Consider the following 19,777-nt stretch of genomic DNA (forward strand, 5'->3'; position numbering starts at 1 on the left):
TTATGCCTTCACAACTTCGCCAGTCGACTTATAGGTACGGACTTTCTTACCATCCACAACCTTTAAGCCTACACGGTCTGCTTTACCAGATGCAGCGTTAAACAACGCAACATTGGAAACATGAATCGGCATCAATTTATCAACGATGCCACCAACTGCGCCAGTCATTGGGTTAGGCTTAGTCGCTTTTTTTGCAACATTAACACCTGCGACAACAACGTAATCAGCTCCAACACATTGCTGAACTTGACCACGCTTACCTTTGTCTTTACCCGTCAAGACGATGACTTCGTCGTTTTTACGAATTTTGCTCATGACGTTCCCTTACAGCACTTCTGGAGCAAGCGAAACGATTTTCATGAAGCGCTCAGTACGCAATTCGCGTGTTACTGGGCCGAAAATACGAGTTCCGATAGGCTCAAGCTTTGCATTTAACAAAACTGCAGCATTGCTGTCGAACTTTACCAAAGAGCCATCTTGACGACGAACACCTTTAGCAGTACGAACTACAACTGCATTGTAAATCTCACCTTTTTTTACACGACCGCGAGGAGCAGCAGATTTCACAGTGACCTTAATTACATCACCGATACCCGCATAACGACGCTTAGAGCCGCCCAACACTTTAATGCACAATACTTCACGCGCACCAGTGTTATCAGCCACTTCCAGCCGGCTTTCTGTTTGAATCATAATGTTCTCTTTCCCAACTTAATCCACATAATCCGCACGATGCAAATCTGTAGTCAGTCTTGGTCCCGCCAGCCAACCCAATACACAACAAACAATGCACGAGCCAACTGATTAGGTGGACGAATTTTTAATTACTTTCACAACACATTTAATGTTGCGAAAGGCATTTAGGCTGTCATTTGCAATGATTTGCAAATGACAGCCAACTATTATTACATCAAAAAACGATTTGTGCAATAACTTTATAAAACTTGAGCAACTTGAACCACACGTGTCACTGTCCAAGCTTTAGTCTTGGAGATTGGACGACCTTCTTGAATCTCAACAGTGTCGCCAGCCTTTGCTTGGTTTGCTTCATCGTGTGCATGGTACTTGTTAGTACGGACGATGATTTTACCATACAAAGGATGCTTGACGTGACGTTCAACGACCACTGTTACGGTCTTGTCCATCTTGTCAGAAACAACCTTGCCAATCAATGTGCGCTTCAATGCCACTTTAACTTGATCGTTCATTATTTGGCATCCTTCTGATTCATGACAGTTTTTACGCGTGCGATGTCGCGACGAACCTTCTTCAATTGGGAAGTATTATTCAGCTGCTGCGTAGCAATCTGCATGCGCAGGCTAAATTGAGCCTTCAACAATTCGTTCAGTTCTTTCGTCAAAGCCGCCTGATCCTTACCTTGGAGTTCAGATACTTTCATTTACAACTCCTATTATTGGCCGACTTGACGCACGACGAACGTAGTCAATAACGGCAGTTTAGCTGCAGCCAAGCGGAACGCTTCGCGTGCCAGCGCTTCATCAACGCCATCCATCTCATACAACATTTTGCCTGGTTGAATCTCAGCAACGTAGTATTCAGGATTACCTTTACCATTACCCATACGAACTTCCGCTGGCTTTTGGGAGATTGGCTTATCTGGGAAAATACGAATCCAGATACGGCCACCACGTTTGATATGACGAGTCATAGCACGACGTGCCGCTTCGATTTGACGCGCAGTAATACGACCACGGCCAACCGCCTTCAGACCAAATTCACCAAAAGAAACAGCTGTGCCGCGGGTATGTGAAATACCCTTATTACGGCCTTTTTGCTCTTTACGATACTTTCTGCGTGCTGGTTGCAGCATGATTATTCTCCTGCTTTCTCAGCCGGTGCTGCTGCTACGCCATCCGCCTTAGTGCGAGCACGTTTGGCTGCTGGAGCGACTGCTGTACCGGGTGTGTTTTGTCCCTCTGGGCGCTTAGTGCGAGGACGGCTATTTGGTTTGCCATCATCACGACGCGGACCGCGACGTTTTTTGTCGTCTTCTGGAGTGGATTCAATCACAGGTGCGTCGCCGTTAGCTAAACGATCACCTTTGTAAACCCAGACCTTAACGCCAATAATGCCGTAAGTTGTCGATGCTTCGCCGAAGCCGTAATCGATATCGGCACGCAATGTATGCAGAGGCACACGGCCTTCGCGATACCATTCTTTACGTGCGATCTCAATACCATTCAAACGACCGCCAGACATGATCTTAATACCCTTAGCACCCAGACGCATTGCATTTTGCATCGCACGCTTCATTGCGCGACGGAACATAATACGTTTTTCGAGTTGCTGAGCAATAGAATCAGCGATCAATTGCGCATCGATTTCTGGCTTGCGAATTTCTTCGATATTGACATGCACAGGCACGCCCATCAGCTTCGCCAAGTCAGCCTTCAACACTTCAATGTCTTCACCTTTTTTACCGATTACAACACCCGGACGGGAGCTATAAATAGTAATACGGGCGTTTTTTGCCGGACGCTCAATAGTGATACGACCTACAGATGCGTTTTTCAGTTTTTTCTTCAGGTATGCACGTACTTTCAGATCTTCACCAAGCATAGAGGCAAAGTTACCATTGCCTGCATACCAGCGTGATGACCAGTTACGTGTTACCGCAAGACGAAAACCGGTTGGATGTATCTTCTGTCCCATCGTGACTCCTTAATTACCGACAGTCACGTAAATGTGACAGGATTGTTTAGAGATACGATCACCACGACCCTTAGCGCGCGCTGTGAAGCGCTTCAGGATCGCACCTTTTTCAACATAGATAGTCTTCACTTTCAACTCATCGATGTCGGCGCCATCATTGTGCTCAGCGTTTGCAATCGCAGACTCCAAGACTTTCTTGATGATTGTTGCGCCTTTTTTCGGGCTGAAGGCCAAGATATTCAATGCTTGATCTACTTTTTTACCGCGAATCAGATCAGCCACCAGGCGACCTTTTTGCTCAGACAGACGCACACCGCGCAGAATTGCTTTAGTTTCCATCATTGCACCTATCTCTTAGCCTTTTTATCGGCGGCGTGACCCTTGAACGTACGAGTCAACGCGAATTCGCCAAGTTTGTGACCAACCATGTTTTCGGATACATATACTGGCACATGTTGCTTGCCATTATGTACCGCGATCGTCAGGCCAATAAAGTCCGGCATAATTGTCGAACGGCGTGACCATGTCTTAATTGGCTTTTTGTCTTTAGTTGCTTGCGCAGTTTCGACTTTTTTCACCAAGTGGGCGTCGCAAAACGGCCCTTTTTTCGCTGAACGTGTCATGTGTTATCCCTTATTTCTTACCACGGCGTGAGACGATCATCGAAGTAGTACGCTTGTTGCGACGTGTCTTCTTACCCTTGGTCTGTTGACCCCATGGCGATACTGGATGACGGCCGGCTGCAGTTTTACCTTCACCACCACCGTGCGGGTGATCGACCGGATTCATTACCACACCGCGAACGGTAGGACGAACACCACGCCAACGCATCGCACCAGCTTTACCAATCTTACGCAGATTGTGCTCGCCGTTACCGACTTCACCGATCGTTGCACGGCACTCAATGTGAATGCGGCGAACCTCACCGGAACGCAAACGAACTTGTGCATAAGTGCCATCACGAGCCATCAACACAACACCAGCGCCGGCTGTACGCGCAATCTGCGCACCTTTACCTGGTAACATTTCGACGCAATGCATCGTAGTGCCAACTGGAATGTTGCGAATAGGCAAGCAGTTACCAGATTTGATCGACGCTTGCGAGCCGTTCATTACTTGATCACCAACAGCCATACCTTTAGTTGCGATGATGTATTGACGCTCACCATCTGCGTAGCACAACAAAGCAATGTGCGCAGTGCGGTTAGGATCGTATTCAATACGCTCAACTTTTGCAGGAATACCGTCTTTAGTACGCTTAAAGTCCACCAGACGATAATGCTGCTTATGACCACCACCGATATGACGGGTAGTGATATGACCGTTATTATTACGGCCAGCAGTTTTTGATTTCTTTTCCAACAGAGCAGCAAACGGACGACCTTTATACAGGCCTTCAGTTACCACTTTCACCATACCGCGACGACCTGGTGAGGTTGGCTTCATCTTAACGAGTGCCATGCTTATGCCCCCTCAGTGAAGTTGATTTCCTGACCCGGCTTCAAGCATACAAAAGCGCGTTTTGTATGATTGCGACGGCCATTAAATCTACCGGTACGTTTTTGTTTACCTTGGCGATTTGCAACTTGAACAGATTCAACTTGAACCTTGAACAGCAATTCCACGGCGGCTTTAATTTCTGGCTTAGTAGCGTCCGGAGTAACCAGGAATACCACTTGCTCATTCTTTTCAGCAACCATAGTTGCCTTCTCAGAAATCACAGGAGCCAGCAACACCTTCATCAGGCGCTCTTCGCTATGCTTAACTAATGCGTTCATGCCAGCATCTCCTCAATCTTTGCCAATGCAGGCTTAGTGATCAACACTTTCTTGTAGAACACCAAAGAAACCGGATCAGCGTAGCGTGGCTCAACGACCAAAACATTTACCAGATTGCGAGCAGCCAACATCAGGTTTTCATTGAATTCTTCAGTAATAATCAAGACCGAATCCAAGCAACCCATCGCCTTCAATTTATCGGACAATAATTTTGTCTTTGGAGCATCGACAGCCAGAGTATCAACAACATTCAAACGACCTTCACGAGCCAACTGAGACAGAATCGAGCAAATACCTGCACGATACATTTTCTTGTTAACTTTGTGAGAGAAATTCTCATCAGGTGAATTCGGGAATATACGACCACCTCCGCGCCACAGCGGGGAAGAAGACATACCAGCACGAGCACGACCAGTACCTTTTTGACGCCAAGGCTTCTTGGTTGTGTGATGAACTTCTTCGCGATCTTTTTGCTTGCGATTGCCACTACGAGCATTCGCTTGAAAAGCAACAACCACTTGATGAATCAAAGCTTCGTTGTAATCACGGCCGAAAATAGTATCAGGAGCAGCAACATTAGATGCAGCTTGACCTTGTTCGTTTAGGAGCTTCAGTTCCATAGATTAAGCCCCCTTCTTTGCTTTAACTTTAATAGCAGGAGATACAATCACCTGACCATTTTTCGCACCAGGCACAGCACCCTTCACCAGCAACAACTGACGCTCAGCATCAATGCGAGCGATTTCCAGATTTTGCACAGTACGATTCACATCACCCAAGTGACCGGTCATGCGTTTACCAGGGAAAACACGACCCGGATCCTGCGCCATACCGATAGAGCCCGGCACGTTATGTGAACGAGAGTTACCATGAGTTGCACGGCCAGAAGAGAAGTGATGGCGCTTGATAGTACCGGCATAGCCTTTACCAATCGTCACACCCTGCACGTCTACTTTCTGACCAGCTTCGAACAATCCAACAGGCACAACATCACCCGCCTTGAGTTCAGCAGCTTTAGCAGCATCGACACGGAATTCTTTTAAGACAGTACCAGCTTCAACACCTGCTTTTGCGAGGTGACCTGCAGCCGCTTTTGTTACACGGGATGCACGGCGCTGACCGAAAGTTACCTGAACAGCGGAATAACCGTCTGTGTCAGGAGTTTTGATTTGTGTCACGCGGTTGTTAGACACATCTAAAACTGTGACTGGAATTGAATCACCATCATCAGTAAAGATACGCATCATACCAACCTTGCGACCAACAAGGCCCAAGCTCATTGTTTTCTCCATTCCCACCTACGATTGGGTGGGGCTGACTGTTTAAAAAACTTAAACGAATAGGCCAGCATAAGCCGACCCACATCTAAGCCTTCGATTATAGCTTGCAAAATTTTATTTCACAAGACTAATTATTTGAAAATACCAAAAATTGTGGTATGTGGCATTTTCAGAAAAATTTATTGCAATTTGATTTCAACATCCACACCAGCTGGCAAATCCAACTTCATCAGCGCATCAACAGTTTTATCTGTTGGATCAACAATATCCATCAGACGCTGATGAGTACGAATTTCGAATTGATCACGAGAAGTTTTATTCACATGCGGGGAACGCAGAACGTCAAAACGCTGAATACGTGTTGGCAGAGGAACCGGACCCTTAACGACCGCACCAGTGCGCTTAGCTGTTTCAACGATTTCCAGTGCAGACTGGTCGATCAACTTGTAATCAAACGCTTTCAAGCGGATACGGATTTTTTGATTTGTAGACATAACAATCCTATAAAGAACGGGCCGACGCCTGACTTGGGACGGCATTTTAAAAAAGAACGAATACTAAAAAATCGGCTGCCATACCAAAAAGTATGACAGCCGACTAGTGTACTACAAAATTAAAGTAAACCAACAAACAAATCACCTAATTTAGGCGATTTGCTCGATAAGTTAATTACTCAATAATTTTAGCAACGACACCAGCACCAACAGTACGACCACCTTCACGAATCGCGAAACGGAGACCTTCTTCCATCGCGATCGGGTTGATCAGCTTCACTGTGATGGAGACGTTGTCGCCTGGCATGACCATTTCTTTGTCTTTCGGCAACTCGATCGAGCCAGTAACGTCCGTTGTACGGAAGTAGAATTGTGGACGATAGTTGTTGAAGAATGGTGTGTGACGACCACCTTCGTCTTTGGACAAGACGTAGATTTCACCCGTGAAGTGGCTGTGTGGCTTGATGGAACCTGGTTTTGCCAACACTTGACCACGCTGGATGTCTTCACGCTTAGTGCCGCGCAACAACACACCGACGTTGTCGCCTGCTTGACCTTGGTCGAGCAGTTTGCGGAACATTTCTACGCCAGTACAGGTGGTTTTGACGGTGTCTTTGATGCCGATGATTTCGATTTCTTCGCCGACTTTGACGATACCGCGTTCGATACGGCCTGTGACGACTGTACCGCGACCGGAGATGGAGAAGACGTCTTCTACTGGCAACAGAAAGGCGCCGTCAACAGCACGTTCTGGTGTCGGGATGTAGGAGTCCAGTGCATCTGCCAGTTTCATGATGGCTTCTTCGCCCAGTGGTCCTTTGTCGCCTTCGAGGGCGAGCTTTGCGGAACCTTGGATGATTGGCAGGTCGTCGCCTGGGAATTCGTATTTGGACAGTAATTCACGAACTTCCATTTCAACCAGTTCCAGCAATTCAGCGTCATCGACCATGTCGCATTTGTTCAGGAATACGATGATGTATGGAACGCCAACTTGACGTGCCAACAGGATGTGTTCGCGAGTTTGTGGCATTGGGCCGTCTGCTGCGGAGCAGACCAGGATCGCGCCGTCCATCTGCGCCGCACCAGTGATCATGTTTTTCACATAATCAGCATGGCCTGGACAGTCAACGTGGGCGTAGTGACGACCGGCTGTTTCGTATTCTACGTGGGCTGTATTGATGGTAATACCGCGCGCTTTTTCTTCTGGTGCTGCATCGATCTGGTCGTATGCTTTGGCTTCGCCGCCGAATTTCTTGGACAATACTGTCGCAATCGCTGCTGTCAGAGTGGTTTTACCGTGATCAACGTGACCAATTGTGCCTACGTTGACGTGCGGCTTGGTGCGTTCAAACTTACCTTTTGCCATTTTATTCTTCCTTCAAAAAGAACGATTTATCAATAATGTGCCCACCTCGGCATGAGGCGGGCTTTTCAGATACTTACTTGTTTCAGCTTAAATTACTTCGCTTTTGCCGTCACGATTGCATCGATAACGTTTTTCGGCGCTTCGGAGTAGTGCTTGAATTCCATCGTGTATGTTGCACGACCTTGAGTTGCTGAACGCAGGGAAGTCGAGTAACCAAACATTTCGGACAATGGCACTTCTGCCTTGATGATCTTGCCGCCACCACCAGGAATCTCGTCCATGCCTTGCACCATACCACGGCGCGAGGACAAATCACCCATGACTGTACCAGCGTAATCTTCTGGCGTCTCAACTTCAACAGCCATCATTGGCTCCAGAATAACTGGGCTCGCTTTGCGGCAACCATCTTTAAACGCCATCGAACCCGCCATACGGAACGCGTTTTCGTTGGAATCGACATCATGGTAAGAACCGAAGAACAAAGTTACCTTAACGTCAACAACTGGGTAACCAGCCAATACACCCGAAGCTAAAGTTTCTACAACGCCTTTTTCAACTGCAGGGATGTATTCACGAGGAACAGTACCGCCTTTGATTGCATCAACGAATTCAAAACCTTTACCCGGCTCTTGCGGCTCGATCTTCAGAACAACGTGACCGTACTGACCACGACCACCAGATTGCTTAACAAACTTACCTTCGATTTCTTCGCAAGTCTTGCGGATAGTTTCGCGATACGCAACTTGTGGCTTACCAACTGTCGCTTCCACGCCAAATTCACGCTTCATACGATCAACGATAATTTCCAGATGCAATTCACCCATACCACCGATGATAGTCTGACCGGATTCTTCATCTGTTTTTACACGGAATGAAGGATCTTCCTGCGCCAGACGATTCAAAGCCAAGCCCATTTTTTCCTGGTCAGCCTTAGTCTTAGGCTCAACAGCCTGAGAAATAACTGGCTCAGGGAAAACCATGCGCTCGAGAGTGATGATCGATGCTGGATCACACAGAGTTTCACCCGTTGTCGCTTCTTTCAAACCAACGGCAGCAGCGATATCGCCAGCGTGAACTTCTTTAATTTCTTCACGTTGGTTAGCATGCATCTGCAAAATACGACCCAGACGTTCTTTCTTGTTTTTGTTCGGGTTGTAAACTGTATCGCCCGACTTGACAGTACCAGAATAAACACGGAAGAAAATCAGTTGACCGACGAATGGATCCGTCATGATCTTGAATGCCAAAGCGGAGAACTTCTCAGTATCTTCTGCTTTACGCGTTGTTGGCTCATCATCTTCATCCAGACCAGACACCGGTGGAATATCCACTGGTGATGGCAGGTATTCAATGACCGCGTCCAACATCGCCTGTACGCCCTTGTTTTTAAACGCAGTACCGCACAACATTGGAACGATTTCAGCAGCAATAGTGCGTGCACGAATCGCTGTTTTGATCTCAACCTCAGACAAATCACCTTCTTCAAGGTATTTATTCATCAGTTCTTCATTGGCTTCAGCAGCAGCCTCTACCATTTTTTCGCGCCATTCAGCAGCTTGGTCAGCCAGTTCTGCAGGGATATCGCGGTAATCAAACTTCATACCCTGGGATGCGTCATCCCAGTAGATCGCCTTCATTTTGACCAGATCGACTACACCCAGGAAGTTCTCTTCCGCGCCGATAGGAATTTGCATCAAAATTGGATTGGCTTTCAAACGTGCGCGCATTTGCTCGTACACTTTGAAGAAGTTCGCACCGGTACGATCCATCTTGTTGACGAATGCCAAACGCGGGACTTTGTACTTGTTAGCCTGACGCCATACAGTTTCAGACTGAGGCTGCACACCGCCTACTGCACAGTAAACCATGCAGGCACCATCCAATACACGCATGGAACGCTCAACTTCGATTGTGAAGTCAACGTGACCTGGCGTATCAATGATATTGATGTGATGCTCAGGGAAATTATTTGCCATGCCTTTCCAGAAGCATGTTGTCGCAGCGGACGTAATAGTAATACCACGTTCCTGCTCTTGCTCCATCCAGTCCATGGTAGCCGCGCCATCATGCACTTCACCGATTTTGTGGTTTACACCGGTGTAGAACAAAACGCGCTCAGTTGTCGTCGTTTTACCAGCATCAATGTGAGCCGAAATACCGATGTTACGGTAGCGCTCAATGGGGGTCTTACGGGCCATAGCTAATCCTAAATCTTTTAATGGACAAAACCGAGCGCAATTTTTCGTGAAAATTACGCCCGGCCTGATTCAAAATACTTGCCAGAACTGCCGCATTAATCATCACCTCGATTAAACGCAACAGCTCCCTACTCTTACTCTTAGAAACGGAAGTGGGAGAAGGCCTTGTTGGCTTCTGCCATACGATGAACTTCATCACGCTTCTTCATTGCACCGCCGCGACCTTCTGCAGCTTCGAGCAATTCACCACCCAGACGTTGTGGCATGGATTTTTCGCTACGCTTGTTAGCGGCTTCACGCAACCAACGCATAGACAAAGCCAAGCGACGAACTGGACGAACTTCGACCGGCACCTGGTAGTTAGCACCACCAACACGGCGGGACTTCACCTCAACCAGAGGCTTAGCGTTGTTAATTGCCAGCGCAAACACTTCCAGTGGATCTTTACCAGATTTTTGCTGGATGTGATCGAATGCACCGTAGATAATGCCTTCAGCAACAGATTTCTTGCCTGACAACATCAATACGTTAACAAATTTTGCAACTTCTACATTGCCGAACTTTGGGTCCGGCAGAATGTCCCGTTTCGGGACTTCACGACGACGTGGCATTTCAATTCCTTTCAATCTTCAGTTGAGCATCGAGCAACAATTCACTCCACACTCGCGGTAAGCCATCATAACCCACCACTTACTCGACCCATTCGGGACCGACACTGATCCGTAAAGCTTACGGAGATTAAATTACGAGATTATTACTTCTTAACAGCTTTAGCACGCTTCGCACCATATTTGGAACGAGCTTGCTTACGGTCTTTAACGCCTTGAGTATCCAAAGCACCGCGAACCATATGGTAACGAACACCTGGCAAATCCTTTACACGACCACCGCGCAGCAACACTACGCTATGTTCTTGCAAGTTATGGCCTTCACCGCCGATGTACGAAATCACTTCGAAACCGTTAGTCAGACGTACTTTGGCAACCTTACGCAAAGCCGAGTTAGGCTTTTTTGGGGTTGTAGTATAAACACGGGTACATACGCCGCGTTTTTGCGGGCTGTTTTCCAGCGCCGGAGATTTGCTCTTGACACGTGCAGAAACACGTGGCTGGCGAATCAGTTGATTGATGGTTGGCATCGCTCTTAATTCCAACAAAATACAACGTTAAAACACAATCCCGGAAACGGTTGCCCGGGGACTTAAATCCATTTTTATGCCCGGCATTTCATTGGGCAAACTCAATTTTTTACTTAGTATGCCGACCACATTTTGCAAGAAAACGTGCTAGCCATAGACCATCCAAAATCGAGAACTCGCAAGTTTAAACCCTAAATAATGTGACTGTCAATCTGTTTGTTTTGCCGGAAGCTTCTGGCAAATCAAGTAGTTACGTGCATCCGCTACGAGACAGGGCTTAAAGAATAGATGGTTTTTGACGGATTACAAGGATGAACATCGGGACTTGTTTTGCTCAATCCAATTCAAGATTTTCGTAACAATACTCAAGCCGAGCGCACCGGAGTGCATAAATCATTTATATTTACGCGCTCTATTTAGTTCTGATTTTAGTTCTGACCAGCTCCGGGTCAGCTAAACAACTTATTTATCAGACGTCACACTCAGGATCGCTATGCCGTTGTTGCAGCCTGCTGCCTTATTTATTTTGGTCAGCTATTTTCTTTTGTCCGCGCTCCCCTTCTTTTCTCTCCTGCAGGGGAAACCCGTCGAGCAGGCATGGCATATCATCACGCTGGAATTATTTGCCTGGCTGGGAATCTGGTCATTGTGCAAACGACCGCGCTGGTTTCAGTGGCTGCTATTGCCTGCTTTTTTTGCGATCCCCACAGAAATATATTTGCGCCTGTTTTTTGGGCAGGGAATTTCCACCCATCATCTAGGCATCATTGCCGAAACCAGCCCGAAAGAAGCACTCGAGTTCCTCGGCAATAAAACCTGGTTGCTTTTGCTCGTTTCAATTGCCGTGATTGCCTGGTGGTGGAGTATACTGACACTCAGCAAGCGAACCAAGGTACTCGACTGGACGCACGTCTCGCGCTGGCCGGTATTAGTAATAATCCTGTCAGGCATCGCTGTTTGGACCTATGGCCAGCAAATTGGCATCCAGCCAGCGCCAGCCAAAGTCAGCGCTAAAGCCAATGCCAACCTAAGCTCCGCCAGCGGAACAGCCAGCGCGTCTGACGACAACGAAGAAGAGGGGAAGGAGGACGAGGACAGCAACACATCATCTTCGGCAGCCTCGCAACAGGAGTCTTCCTATCTGGAAAAACAATGGGCAAAGCTCCTGCCGCAACTCCCGAAGCTGCCACACTGGGCCAACATCCCTTATGACGAAGAGCTGTTTGCCCGCACCTGGCCGTTTGGCCTGACAGTGCGAGGCGTCGACTTTTGGAATGAGCGCAGCTACCTCTCGAAACTCGCCGATAAAAGCAGCGAATTCCAGTTTAAAGCCTACCAGACCGGCGACCAGAGCAAGCCACAGATCATCGTCATGGTCATCGGCGAATCTTCGCGCTACGATCGCTGGAGCCTGAACGGCTATGAACGCGATACCAACCCCCTGCTTAAACTGGAAAGCAATCTGGTCAGTTTCAGCGACGTCGTTACCGCCGTTGCTGCAACGCGCCTGTCGGTTCCTATCATCGTTTCACGCAAACCCGCTGCGCAAAGCCTGAAAGCAGGATTCTCTGAAAAGTCCTTTATCACCGCATTTAAAGAAGCTGGTTTCAAAACCTTCTGGCTGTCAAACCAAATGAGTTTCGGTCAATTTGACACACCGACCTCGGTGTTTGCCAAAGAAGCTGATGTCACGCAATTTCTTAATCTCGGCGGCTTTACCAACAGCTCAAATTTTGATCAGGTACTGTTAGCGCCAATGGGCAACGCCATGCGCGATCCCGCGCAGAAAAAACTGATCGTTCTGCATACGCTCGGGAATCACTGGAACTACAGCCATCGCCACCCGAAAGAATATGATCACTGGAAACCATCGCTGTTTGGCATCGCCAATCCAGCCTATACGGATCTGAAAAACAAACAGGCGCTAAACAACAGCTACGACAACTCCATCCTGTACACCGACTGGATGCTGTCCGAAGTCATACAAAAACTTAAAGCCAGCGAGCAGATCACCTCGGTGCTGTACGTATCAGATCATGGACAGACCCTGTATGACGGCACCTGCAATCTGGCCTTTCACGGACACAATACCCAATACGAATTTCATATTCCGGCGTTCATGTGGTATTCCGACGCCTATCATGCACAACACCCGGACAAAATTGCACAGCTCCGCAAACACCAGAACGCGAAACTCTCAACGGAAAACGTATTTCACTCCCTGCTCGACCTCGCAGATATTCACTATCCCGGAGAACGACTGGAATGGAGTTTTCTAAATCCAAAATTACAGTCACATATCCGCTACGTCGATAGCTACGGCTGGACGAATTATGACAATGCCACATTCAAAGGCGATTGCCGCGAAGTGATGGACAAAAAGACGCCGATACCACAAGAAAAATAGGGAGTATCCGGCAGTGCAGGCTGATTCTGCACGTATTCATTGCGGATTAAATAAAAATAATCGCATACTCACTACCAGTATATTGACGAAACGCAACTAAAGATAGTCCGGCCCCAGATAGTACTTTAGGCATTACGCCGGCAAAACAGAACGCAAAATACGCAATTAATATCTGCCTGTTTCAGCCTGACTGTCTGCCCGGTACCGGGCACCGCAACATGTCTCACCATTTTGTACATGCATTACCCCCTTCATGCCGGAATACTTGTATGCCACAGACCACCTTGTTTGCCAGATTATTTTCGGAATGATCGGCGCAGTAATTTAACGGGCTTTAACGGACTATTTGCGCAATTATTTGCAGCATCATTTGCTGCACTACCTAATCTCCCTTACACTGATCGTATGCCTCGTGAGATTCCCCCAGCACTGACCATTCAACCGACCTCGCCTGTCACGATACGCCTGACGGGCTCTTGGCGCGCGCATACCTTGAGCGATCGCCAGACCATGCAAATTATCAGCAAGCAACTGCTCGATCTGTCTTCACCAATTGACAGTACAGCACACTGGGATCTCAGCAGCATCAGTGCGCTCGATCACATCGGTGCCCAGCTCTTGTGGCAAGCCTGGGGCAAATTGCGTCCTGCGCATCTGGCACTGCAATCCTGTCATGAGGGATTGCTGGTCAGGCTAGAAGAAGTCAGTAAACTCCCGGTACCACGCCCACCCAAAGAGCGACTGACCCGCGTCATGCGGCTCGGCGTCATCATGCTGGGCTTCTTCGAGCATGCCATCGGTCTGGTCGCTTTGCTCGGTCAATTAATACTGGATCTCATGCGCTTTGTGCGTCATCCGTTAAAAGGTCCATGGAAAGAAATTTCTGCCAATCTCTATCGCACCGGTTTTCAGGCGCTCGGCATTACGGCACTGGTCGGCGTGCTGATCGGCATCGTATTGTCCTATTTATCGGCACAACAATTACGCACCTTTGGCGGCGATCTGTATATTGTCAATATTCTCGGCATGAGTATCATCCGCGAGTTAGGGCCACTGCTTGCGGCGATTCTGGTCGCGGGTCGCTCAGGCTCGGCTATTACGGCGCAGCTCGGCGTCATGCGTGTCACCGAAGAGCTCGATGCCATGCGGGTGATGGGCATACCGCACGGTTTTCGTCTGATCATGCCAAGAGTATTGGCGCTTGCCATTGCGATGCCCCTACTGGTGATCTGGACCGACGTTATGGCACTGGCTGGTGGCATGCTTGCCGCCCAATATCGCCTGGGGATGTCACCAGAGTTTTTTCTGCATAAACTGCCCGAGGCCGTCGCGCTGGTGAACTATTGGATAGGTTTATTGAAAGGTGTGACGTTTGGCATATTGATTGCGCTGGTCGCCTGCCATTTTGGCTTGCGCATCAAACCGAATACAGAAAGTCTGGGGCAAGGTACCACCAGCTCCGTCGTCATCTCGATCACCATCGTGATCATCGCCGATGCTGTGTTCGCGATTATGTTCAGTAAGGTAGGTTACTGATGGACAAAATCATGACTAGCTACGCAGCCCAGGGGACGACGCAAGGTGCCACTACAGCAACTAGCGGACGACCGGTGATTGATATTCAGGGCCTGCGCACGCAATTTGGCCGTGCCGTGGTGCATGACAATCTGCAACTCCAGGTTATGCAGGGCGAGATTTTCTCTATCGTCGGCGGCTCCGGGTCGGGCAAAACCGTTCTGATGCGCCAGATACTAGGGCTGGAGAAACCTAAGCGCGGCATAATCCGGGTGTTTGACGAGGATATTCACGCGCCTAAAGAAGATAATCTGGATTTTTTGCGGCGTCGCTCGGGTATGCTATTTCAGCATGGCGCTTTGTATTCCGCGCTGACCGTATTCGATAATGTCGCGCAGCCGATGCGCGAGATGGGTACCTTGTCCGAGAGCCTGATCGCCGATATGGTGTATTTAAAACTGCATATGTCGGGCATCGCTTTTGAGCATGCGCGCAAAATGCCCTCAGACTTATCCGGCGGCATGATCAAACGGATTGCGCTGGCTCGCGCGCTGGCACTGGACCCTGAATTATTGTTCCTGGATGAACCGACTGCCGGCCTTGATCCAGACCGCTCAGATAGTTTCGTCAGCCTGATTCAGGCGCTGCATCAGCAACTGAACCTGACCGTGGTCATGGTCACGCATGATCTGGATACCTTGTTCGCGTTATCAAACCGGATTGCGGTGCTCGCAGAAAAGAAAGTCGTCACCATCGGCGCGCCACAAGAAGTCGTGACATTCCATCACCCATTTATCGAAAAATTCTTCCTCGGCGGTCGCGGCATGCGTGCCATGGAAGTGTTTACGCCTGCGGGCGTTGAAGGAGCAAGACCGTAATGGAAAACCGATCACATGCCCTGATGGCGGGCTTTTTTACCATCGCCCTGCTAGTGCTGACCGCCGTGTTCGCGCTCTGGCTGGGCAAAGATAAAATCAAGCGCACACCGTATGAGATTGTCACCAAGCTCTCTGTTGCTGGACTGAATGTGCAAGCCGCCGTGCGCTATAAAGGGATCAAGGTTGGCAATGTCAGCAGCATCAATTTTGACCCCGCAGTACAAGGCCAGATTTTGCTCAAAATCGATGTCGTCAGCGATACACCGATCACACCCGACACCTACGCCACTCTCGGTTACCAGGGCGTTACGGGAATCGCTTACGTGCAGCTCGATGAAGATAACGTTCATGCACCGCACGGCGCTTTGATTGCCGCCAGCGGCGATGCGCCCGCACGCATTCCACTCAGACCCGGGATCATGCAAAATCTCGAACAACGTGGCATGGCAATATTGAAGCAGACCGAAGAACTGACTAAACGACTCAACACGCTGCTGGATACGGATAATCAAAAATCCATTGCCAGCGCGATCGATAACATCGGCAAAGCCGCCGTCGCATGGCAAAAAGTACCTGACAGACTAGGGCCGACTTTAGATAAATTACCCGCACTGGCGGATCAAACTCAAAGCACGCTGGCCGCCGTTAAAACACTGTCGGGCGATGCCAGCAAACTCAGCAATAACCTGAACCAGTTCACAATCAGCATGCAAGCACCGGACGGCCCGCTAGCCAGACTGAACAACTCGGTCGAGCTCATCAGCGCCGGCATCAGCCAGGACACGCTGCCAAAAATCAATGCAGTGACCACGGATGCGCGCAACAGTTTGCGTTCGATCAATCGCACTAGCGATGCGCTGAACGAGCGCCCGCAAAGCCTGTTATTTGGCAACCCCACGACACCGCCGGGTCCGGGCGAAGCCGGATTCAGTCCAGCGAAATAATGGACTCAGCTTACGTCCAATTACCTTACTCATTGCCTTACTAAGTTACGCCAAGTCCGCAACCAAGGAATTGTCATGAATTACCGAAATATCGCTTATCTGCTGAATCTGATGGCCTGTCTGCTCGTGCTGCAAGGCTGCGCAAGTCCGGCCCCCGTCAAACAAGCCTATGATTTTGGCTCCATACCGGCAAGTGGATTGGCCGGATTAAGCGCGACATCAGCAGCACCGCTAACCGCGACATTTAAAGGGAATTTCGCCATCAGCCTTGCCGACATCACTACACCGGCGTCGCTGGACGGCACGGCCATGCTATATCGCCTGGAATACGACAACGCGCAGCAGACCCGCCCTTATTCTCTGCATCGCTGGAGCATGCCACCGGCGCAATTGCTGACGCAACGTTTAAAAGCGCGCATCGCCGATGCTGGTGGCAGCGTCGTATCCCCCCGCGATGGCATCAATAATTTACCGCTGCTGCAAATCGATCTCGATGAGTTCTCACAAGTCTTTGCTTCCAGCTCGGCAAGTACCGCACAAATCCAGCTCCGCGCAACAGTGATCAAAGGACGCACACTACTTGCGCAGCGCAGTTTTAGTCGGCAGATCGCCTCATCCAGCGCCGATGCGCCCGGTGGTGCCAAGGCCATGATAAACGCCAGCGACGCCGTTATTGCCGACTTGCTGGCATGGCTTAACACTCTGGCACTGCGCTAGCCGATGTTTGGCTGTTGACGCTCGCTTGTGACCGGATCATTTTTAAGCTGATCATGCTTAATCTGATCATTTTTCCCGTTCCGCACTCTCTTTGTTCTAACTCAATCGCCGATGGAAGAACCCAGCATCACCTCTGATCCGACTACCTCGTTCGATGAGCTGATCGCCGAACGTCAGGCGTCGCCATTCGCAAGAGCAGCACTGATTGCGTATTTGTTCCTGATTATGTATGCGAGCCTGTATCCTTTTTCGGGCTGGCAAAACGACAACCTGGCTGCCTTGCTGGATGTGATTCAGCAATGGCCGCGCTACTGGACAGGCTTTGATGCCCTGACCAATGTGTTGGGTTACATCCCGCTCGGTATGCTGATCGTGTTCGCGCTGTACCCCGTGTGCCGCCGCAGTATGTCAGTCGTAATTGCGTCCGCCAGTGGTGCACTGCTGTCAGCGACGATGGAGATCACACAGTACTTTCTGCCGAGCCGCGTCACTTCCCTGCTCGATTTTTTAACCAATGCGGGTGGCTCCATTGTTGGTGCCATCATCGGTGCACTGATGATTCCGCTCTTGCTGGAAAAAGGCCGCTTGCGCCTATTACGAAAACGCTGGCTGTACACCGAAGCCAGCAGAGAAATTCTGGTACTTAGTCTGTGGCCGATGGCGCAGATTTATCCTCAGGCTTACTTATTCGGACTGGGACAAATCCTGCCGATTCTGTCGTTCTGGATCAACGATTTCTTTGACGTGTCGATTGATATCAGCAGCCTCCTGATCAACAACATCGACCTGAGTCCTGAGCAGTTTTTAATCGCAGAGACCATTATTACGGCTTGTGGCTGCACCGGTGCGGTCTTGATTGCCTTGTCCATCCTGAACCGTCATGCACCAAAAGTTCGCTTGGCAGGATTACTGTTAGTCACCACCATTTGCGCCAAGGCGCTGGCAAGCGCACTCTTGTTTAAGCCGGAGTTTGCTTTCACCTGGCTAACTCCCGGCGCGCAAGGCGGTCTGGTGATTGCCGCGATCATGCTGTACGGCTTTTCATTTGCACCTCATCATATGCAGCGACGCTTAGCGATCCTAATGCTGGGAATTAGTTTGTTCGTTGTCAATCTGGTGCCGATTAATCCTTACTTCATCGTCACACTACAGACCTGGGTGCAAGGTAAATTCTTGAACTTCAACGGAGCCGCGCAGTTTTTATCCTTGTTATGGCCATTCCTGACACTTTGGGTCTTGCTCAGAAGAAAATTACCTGAACGCAAGTAAGCAGCTTTTTTTCTAAAGCACCCATGCATCAAGTCTGACTACCTCGCTAGCGTGTATCATACTGGCTCACTTCAGACACACCGACATATCATGGCTGACACTCCCTATTTTGAAAAACACGTGTTTTTTTGCATGAACCACCGCGATGACGGTCGTCCTTGCTGCATGGATCGCGGCGCTCAGGCGGCACAAGAGCATGCAAAAAAACGTATCAAACAACTTGACCTGAACGGTCACGGCAAGATCCGCATCAACAAAGCGGGCTGCCTGGATCGCTGCGAAGAAGGTCCGGTCATGGTGATCTATCCGCAAGGCACCTGGTACACCTTCGTCGATCAATCCGATATTGATGAAATTATCGAGGTCGATCTGGTCGGCGGACGCACTGTTGAACGATTAAAAATTTAAGTATGAACGCCCACACTGAACATTTCATGATCAACGGCGCAGTCGGGCAACTCGAATGCGCGCTCGATCTGCCGGATGCCGGACAATTTACCGCACCGCGCGGACTCGCACTGGTCGCGCATCCGCATCCGCTGTTCGGCGGCAGCATGGACAACAAGATCGCCCAGACATTGGCACGCGCTTTTGTCACGCTTGGTTATGTCGCCGTCCGCATGAATTTTCGCGGCGTCGGCAAATCCGAAGGCGTCCATGACCATGGCGCTGGCGAAACCGATGACATGGCTCTGCTGCTCGCACATATGCGCCAGCGCTATCCTGAGCTACCGCTGGCGCTCGGTGGATTTTCTTTTGGCACCTTCGTGCAGTCACAATTGCAACAACGACTGACCGCGCAAGGCAAGCCCGCAGAACGCCTCGCCCTGATCGGTACCGCCGCGGGAAAATGGCCGCTACCCGACGTCCCGGCAAACACGATACTGATCCATGGCGAACTCGATGACACGATCCCGTTGCAGGCAGTGTTTGACTGGGCACGTCCACAGGACATCCCTGTCATCGTGATCCCAGGCGCTGATCATTTTTTTCATCGCAAGCTGCAACATATCAAGAACTATGTGGTCACCTTGTGGGACACGCCTGAGATCTCTTCGATGTAGCCATTTATTTCTGCAATTTATTTTCGCATTCATTTTTGCATCCACATTAATACCGT

At 49.4% G+C, this 19,777-nt stretch carries 25 protein-coding genes; 8 read left to right on the top strand and 17 right to left on the bottom strand.

Annotation, left to right across the window (positions count from 1 at the left end; all coding sequences use genetic code 11):
• The 17 genes from rplX to rpsL form a co-directional block, all read right to left on the bottom strand.
• Window positions 1–315, bottom strand: coding sequence for a 50S ribosomal protein L24 (gene rplX / locus ACO0K4_RS00875; protein ID WP_422954721.1), 315 nt, complete (start codon window positions 313–315; stop codon window positions 1–3).
• A 9-nt stretch (window positions 316–324) separates the two neighbouring features.
• Window positions 325–693: a 50S ribosomal protein L14 gene (gene rplN / locus ACO0K4_RS00880; RefSeq protein WP_016836029.1), complete on the bottom strand. Its 369-nt coding sequence runs from the start codon at window positions 691–693 to the stop codon at window positions 325–327.
• 242 nt (window positions 694–935) lie between these two features.
• On the bottom strand, window positions 936–1,208 hold the full coding sequence (rpsQ, locus tag ACO0K4_RS00885; protein ID WP_422954722.1) for a 30S ribosomal protein S17: 273 nt from the start codon (window positions 1,206–1,208) through the stop codon (window positions 936–938).
• On the bottom strand, window positions 1,208–1,399 hold the full coding sequence (gene rpmC / locus ACO0K4_RS00890; protein ID WP_186917408.1) for a 50S ribosomal protein L29: 192 nt from the start codon (window positions 1,397–1,399) through the stop codon (window positions 1,208–1,210). The genes rpsQ and rpmC overlap by 1 nt, the downstream gene beginning before the upstream one ends.
• A 12-nt stretch (window positions 1,400–1,411) precedes the next feature.
• The gene (gene rplP / locus ACO0K4_RS00895; protein ID WP_188566869.1) at window positions 1,412–1,831 is read right to left on the bottom strand and encodes a 50S ribosomal protein L16; all 420 of its coding nucleotides are present in this window, start codon (window positions 1,829–1,831) and stop codon (window positions 1,412–1,414) included.
• A gap of 2 nt (window positions 1,832–1,833) precedes the next feature.
• Window positions 1,834–2,673 carry a 30S ribosomal protein S3 gene (gene rpsC, locus ACO0K4_RS00900; RefSeq protein WP_422954723.1) on the bottom strand — a complete coding sequence of 280 codons (840 nt, stop codon included), beginning with the start codon at window positions 2,671–2,673 and terminating at the stop codon, window positions 1,834–1,836.
• Window positions 2,674–2,682: 9 nt separating this feature from the next.
• Complete coding sequence (gene rplV / locus ACO0K4_RS00905; RefSeq protein ID WP_188566867.1) at window positions 2,683–3,015, bottom strand: 50S ribosomal protein L22; 333 nt, start codon at window positions 3,013–3,015, stop codon at window positions 2,683–2,685.
• A gap of 5 nt (window positions 3,016–3,020) precedes the next feature.
• Window positions 3,021–3,296 (bottom strand): 30S ribosomal protein S19, encoded by a 276-nt coding sequence (rpsS, locus tag ACO0K4_RS00910; protein ID WP_262834994.1) that lies wholly within the window; start codon window positions 3,294–3,296, stop codon window positions 3,021–3,023.
• Window positions 3,297–3,306: 10 nt separating this feature from the next.
• A complete protein-coding gene (gene rplB / locus ACO0K4_RS00915) occupies window positions 3,307–4,134 on the bottom strand; it encodes a 50S ribosomal protein L2 (RefSeq protein WP_422954724.1) in 828 nt (275 codons plus the stop codon).
• 2 nt (window positions 4,135–4,136) lie between these two features.
• On the bottom strand, window positions 4,137–4,451 hold the full coding sequence (gene rplW, locus ACO0K4_RS00920; protein WP_422954725.1) for a 50S ribosomal protein L23: 315 nt from the start codon (window positions 4,449–4,451) through the stop codon (window positions 4,137–4,139).
• The gene (gene rplD / locus ACO0K4_RS00925) at window positions 4,448–5,071 is read right to left on the bottom strand and encodes a 50S ribosomal protein L4 (protein ID WP_262834991.1); all 624 of its coding nucleotides are present in this window, start codon (window positions 5,069–5,071) and stop codon (window positions 4,448–4,450) included. The genes rplW and rplD overlap by 4 nt, the downstream gene beginning before the upstream one ends.
• A 3-nt stretch (window positions 5,072–5,074) precedes the next feature.
• On the bottom strand, window positions 5,075–5,731 hold the full coding sequence (rplC, locus tag ACO0K4_RS00930; RefSeq protein ID WP_422954726.1) for a 50S ribosomal protein L3: 657 nt from the start codon (window positions 5,729–5,731) through the stop codon (window positions 5,075–5,077).
• A gap of 179 nt (window positions 5,732–5,910) precedes the next feature.
• Window positions 5,911–6,225, bottom strand: a complete 315-nt coding sequence (rpsJ, locus tag ACO0K4_RS00935) for a 30S ribosomal protein S10 (protein WP_262834989.1) — start codon at window positions 6,223–6,225, stop codon at window positions 5,911–5,913.
• 175 nt (window positions 6,226–6,400) lie between these two features.
• A complete protein-coding gene (tuf, locus tag ACO0K4_RS00940) occupies window positions 6,401–7,591 on the bottom strand; it encodes an elongation factor Tu (RefSeq protein ID WP_422954727.1) in 1,191 nt (396 codons plus the stop codon).
• 92 nt (window positions 7,592–7,683) lie between these two features.
• Window positions 7,684–9,789, bottom strand: a complete 2,106-nt coding sequence (gene fusA, locus ACO0K4_RS00945) for an elongation factor G (RefSeq protein WP_422954728.1) — start codon at window positions 9,787–9,789, stop codon at window positions 7,684–7,686.
• 140 nt (window positions 9,790–9,929) lie between these two features.
• A complete protein-coding gene (gene rpsG, locus ACO0K4_RS00950; RefSeq protein WP_262838688.1) occupies window positions 9,930–10,400 on the bottom strand; it encodes a 30S ribosomal protein S7 in 471 nt (156 codons plus the stop codon).
• A 143-nt stretch (window positions 10,401–10,543) separates the two neighbouring features.
• The gene (rpsL, locus tag ACO0K4_RS00955; protein WP_110258019.1) at window positions 10,544–10,927 is read right to left on the bottom strand and encodes a 30S ribosomal protein S12; all 384 of its coding nucleotides are present in this window, start codon (window positions 10,925–10,927) and stop codon (window positions 10,544–10,546) included.
• Between the two features lie 493 nt (window positions 10,928–11,420).
• On the opposite strand from rpsL, the gene ACO0K4_RS00960 reads away from it, so the two are divergent.
• The 8 genes from ACO0K4_RS00960 to ACO0K4_RS00995 all read left to right on the top strand — a co-directional run bounded on the left by ACO0K4_RS00960 (window position 11,421) and on the right by ACO0K4_RS00995 (window position 19,721).
• Window positions 11,421–13,334 carry a phosphoethanolamine transferase gene (locus ACO0K4_RS00960; RefSeq protein ID WP_422954729.1) on the top strand — a complete coding sequence of 638 codons (1,914 nt, stop codon included), beginning with the start codon at window positions 11,421–11,423 and terminating at the stop codon, window positions 13,332–13,334.
• A gap of 405 nt (window positions 13,335–13,739) precedes the next feature.
• Window positions 13,740–14,870, top strand: a complete 1,131-nt coding sequence (locus ACO0K4_RS00965) for an MlaE family ABC transporter permease (RefSeq protein WP_422954730.1) — start codon at window positions 13,740–13,742, stop codon at window positions 14,868–14,870.
• An 11-nt stretch (window positions 14,871–14,881) separates the two neighbouring features.
• On the top strand, window positions 14,882–15,727 hold the full coding sequence (locus ACO0K4_RS00970) for an ABC transporter ATP-binding protein (RefSeq protein ID WP_422954731.1): 846 nt from the start codon (window positions 14,882–14,884) through the stop codon (window positions 15,725–15,727).
• Window positions 15,727–16,671, top strand: coding sequence for an MlaD family protein (locus ACO0K4_RS00975; protein ID WP_422954732.1), 945 nt, complete (start codon window positions 15,727–15,729; stop codon window positions 16,669–16,671). The genes ACO0K4_RS00970 and ACO0K4_RS00975 overlap by 1 nt, the downstream gene beginning before the upstream one ends.
• 75 nt (window positions 16,672–16,746) lie before the next feature.
• Window positions 16,747–17,388 carry an ABC-type transport auxiliary lipoprotein family protein gene (locus ACO0K4_RS00980; RefSeq protein ID WP_422954733.1) on the top strand — a complete coding sequence of 214 codons (642 nt, stop codon included), beginning with the start codon at window positions 16,747–16,749 and terminating at the stop codon, window positions 17,386–17,388.
• A 111-nt stretch (window positions 17,389–17,499) separates the two neighbouring features.
• Window positions 17,500–18,657, top strand: coding sequence for a VanZ family protein (locus ACO0K4_RS00985; RefSeq protein WP_422954734.1), 1,158 nt, complete (start codon window positions 17,500–17,502; stop codon window positions 18,655–18,657).
• Window positions 18,658–18,747: 90 nt separating this feature from the next.
• Window positions 18,748–19,065, top strand: a complete 318-nt coding sequence (locus tag ACO0K4_RS00990; RefSeq protein WP_422954735.1) for a (2Fe-2S) ferredoxin domain-containing protein — start codon at window positions 18,748–18,750, stop codon at window positions 19,063–19,065.
• A 2-nt stretch (window positions 19,066–19,067) separates the two neighbouring features.
• Window positions 19,068–19,721 carry an alpha/beta hydrolase gene (locus tag ACO0K4_RS00995; RefSeq protein ID WP_422954736.1) on the top strand — a complete coding sequence of 218 codons (654 nt, stop codon included), beginning with the start codon at window positions 19,068–19,070 and terminating at the stop codon, window positions 19,719–19,721.
• The last annotated feature ends 56 nt before the right edge of the window (window positions 19,722–19,777 follow it).

The sequence above is a fragment of the Undibacterium sp. RuTC16W genome (genome assembly GCF_049339445.1).
Lineage (GTDB): Bacteria > Pseudomonadota > Gammaproteobacteria > Burkholderiales > Burkholderiaceae_D > Undibacterium.

What these genes read in the sequence shown, in the direction of transcription:
- rplX (WP_422954721.1), bottom strand. Translation starts at nt 315, where the DNA reads ATGAGCAAAATTCGTAAAAACGACGAAGTCATCGTCTTGACGGGTAAA.
- rplN (WP_016836029.1), bottom strand. Translation starts at nt 693, where the DNA reads ATGATTCAAACAGAAAGCCGGCTGGAAGTGGCTGATAACACTGGTGCG.
- rpsQ (WP_422954722.1), bottom strand. Translation starts at nt 1,208, where the DNA reads ATGAACGATCAAGTTAAAGTGGCATTGAAGCGCACATTGATTGGCAAG.
- rpmC (WP_186917408.1), bottom strand. Translation starts at nt 1,399, where the DNA reads ATGAAAGTATCTGAACTCCAAGGTAAGGATCAGGCGGCTTTGACGAAA.
- rplP (WP_188566869.1), bottom strand. Translation starts at nt 1,831, where the DNA reads ATGCTGCAACCAGCACGCAGAAAGTATCGTAAAGAGCAAAAAGGCCGT.
- rpsC (WP_422954723.1), bottom strand. Translation starts at nt 2,673, where the DNA reads ATGGGACAGAAGATACATCCAACCGGTTTTCGTCTTGCGGTAACACGT.
- rplV (WP_188566867.1), bottom strand. Translation starts at nt 3,015, where the DNA reads ATGATGGAAACTAAAGCAATTCTGCGCGGTGTGCGTCTGTCTGAGCAA.
- rpsS (WP_262834994.1), bottom strand. Translation starts at nt 3,296, where the DNA reads ATGACACGTTCAGCGAAAAAAGGGCCGTTTTGCGACGCCCACTTGGTG.
- rplB (WP_422954724.1), bottom strand. Translation starts at nt 4,134, where the DNA reads ATGGCACTCGTTAAGATGAAGCCAACCTCACCAGGTCGTCGCGGTATG.
- rplW (WP_422954725.1), bottom strand. Translation starts at nt 4,451, where the DNA reads ATGAACGCATTAGTTAAGCATAGCGAAGAGCGCCTGATGAAGGTGTTG.
- rplD (WP_262834991.1), bottom strand. Translation starts at nt 5,071, where the DNA reads ATGGAACTGAAGCTCCTAAACGAACAAGGTCAAGCTGCATCTAATGTT.
- rplC (WP_422954726.1), bottom strand. Translation starts at nt 5,731, where the DNA reads ATGAGCTTGGGCCTTGTTGGTCGCAAGGTTGGTATGATGCGTATCTTT.
- rpsJ (WP_262834989.1), bottom strand. Translation starts at nt 6,225, where the DNA reads ATGTCTACAAATCAAAAAATCCGTATCCGCTTGAAAGCGTTTGATTAC.
- tuf (WP_422954727.1), bottom strand. Translation starts at nt 7,591, where the DNA reads ATGGCAAAAGGTAAGTTTGAACGCACCAAGCCGCACGTCAACGTAGGC.
- fusA (WP_422954728.1), bottom strand. Translation starts at nt 9,789, where the DNA reads ATGGCCCGTAAGACCCCCATTGAGCGCTACCGTAACATCGGTATTTCG.
- rpsG (WP_262838688.1), bottom strand. Translation starts at nt 10,400, where the DNA reads ATGCCACGTCGTCGTGAAGTCCCGAAACGGGACATTCTGCCGGACCCA.
- rpsL (WP_110258019.1), bottom strand. Translation starts at nt 10,927, where the DNA reads ATGCCAACCATCAATCAACTGATTCGCCAGCCACGTGTTTCTGCACGT.
- ACO0K4_RS00960 (WP_422954729.1), top strand. Translation starts at nt 11,421, where the DNA reads ATGCCGTTGTTGCAGCCTGCTGCCTTATTTATTTTGGTCAGCTATTTT.
- ACO0K4_RS00965 (WP_422954730.1), top strand. Translation starts at nt 13,740, where the DNA reads ATGCCTCGTGAGATTCCCCCAGCACTGACCATTCAACCGACCTCGCCT.
- ACO0K4_RS00970 (WP_422954731.1), top strand. Translation starts at nt 14,882, where the DNA reads ATGACTAGCTACGCAGCCCAGGGGACGACGCAAGGTGCCACTACAGCA.
- ACO0K4_RS00975 (WP_422954732.1), top strand. Translation starts at nt 15,727, where the DNA reads ATGGAAAACCGATCACATGCCCTGATGGCGGGCTTTTTTACCATCGCC.
- ACO0K4_RS00980 (WP_422954733.1), top strand. Translation starts at nt 16,747, where the DNA reads ATGAATTACCGAAATATCGCTTATCTGCTGAATCTGATGGCCTGTCTG.
- ACO0K4_RS00985 (WP_422954734.1), top strand. Translation starts at nt 17,500, where the DNA reads ATGGAAGAACCCAGCATCACCTCTGATCCGACTACCTCGTTCGATGAG.
- ACO0K4_RS00990 (WP_422954735.1), top strand. Translation starts at nt 18,748, where the DNA reads ATGGCTGACACTCCCTATTTTGAAAAACACGTGTTTTTTTGCATGAAC.
- ACO0K4_RS00995 (WP_422954736.1), top strand. Translation starts at nt 19,068, where the DNA reads ATGAACGCCCACACTGAACATTTCATGATCAACGGCGCAGTCGGGCAA.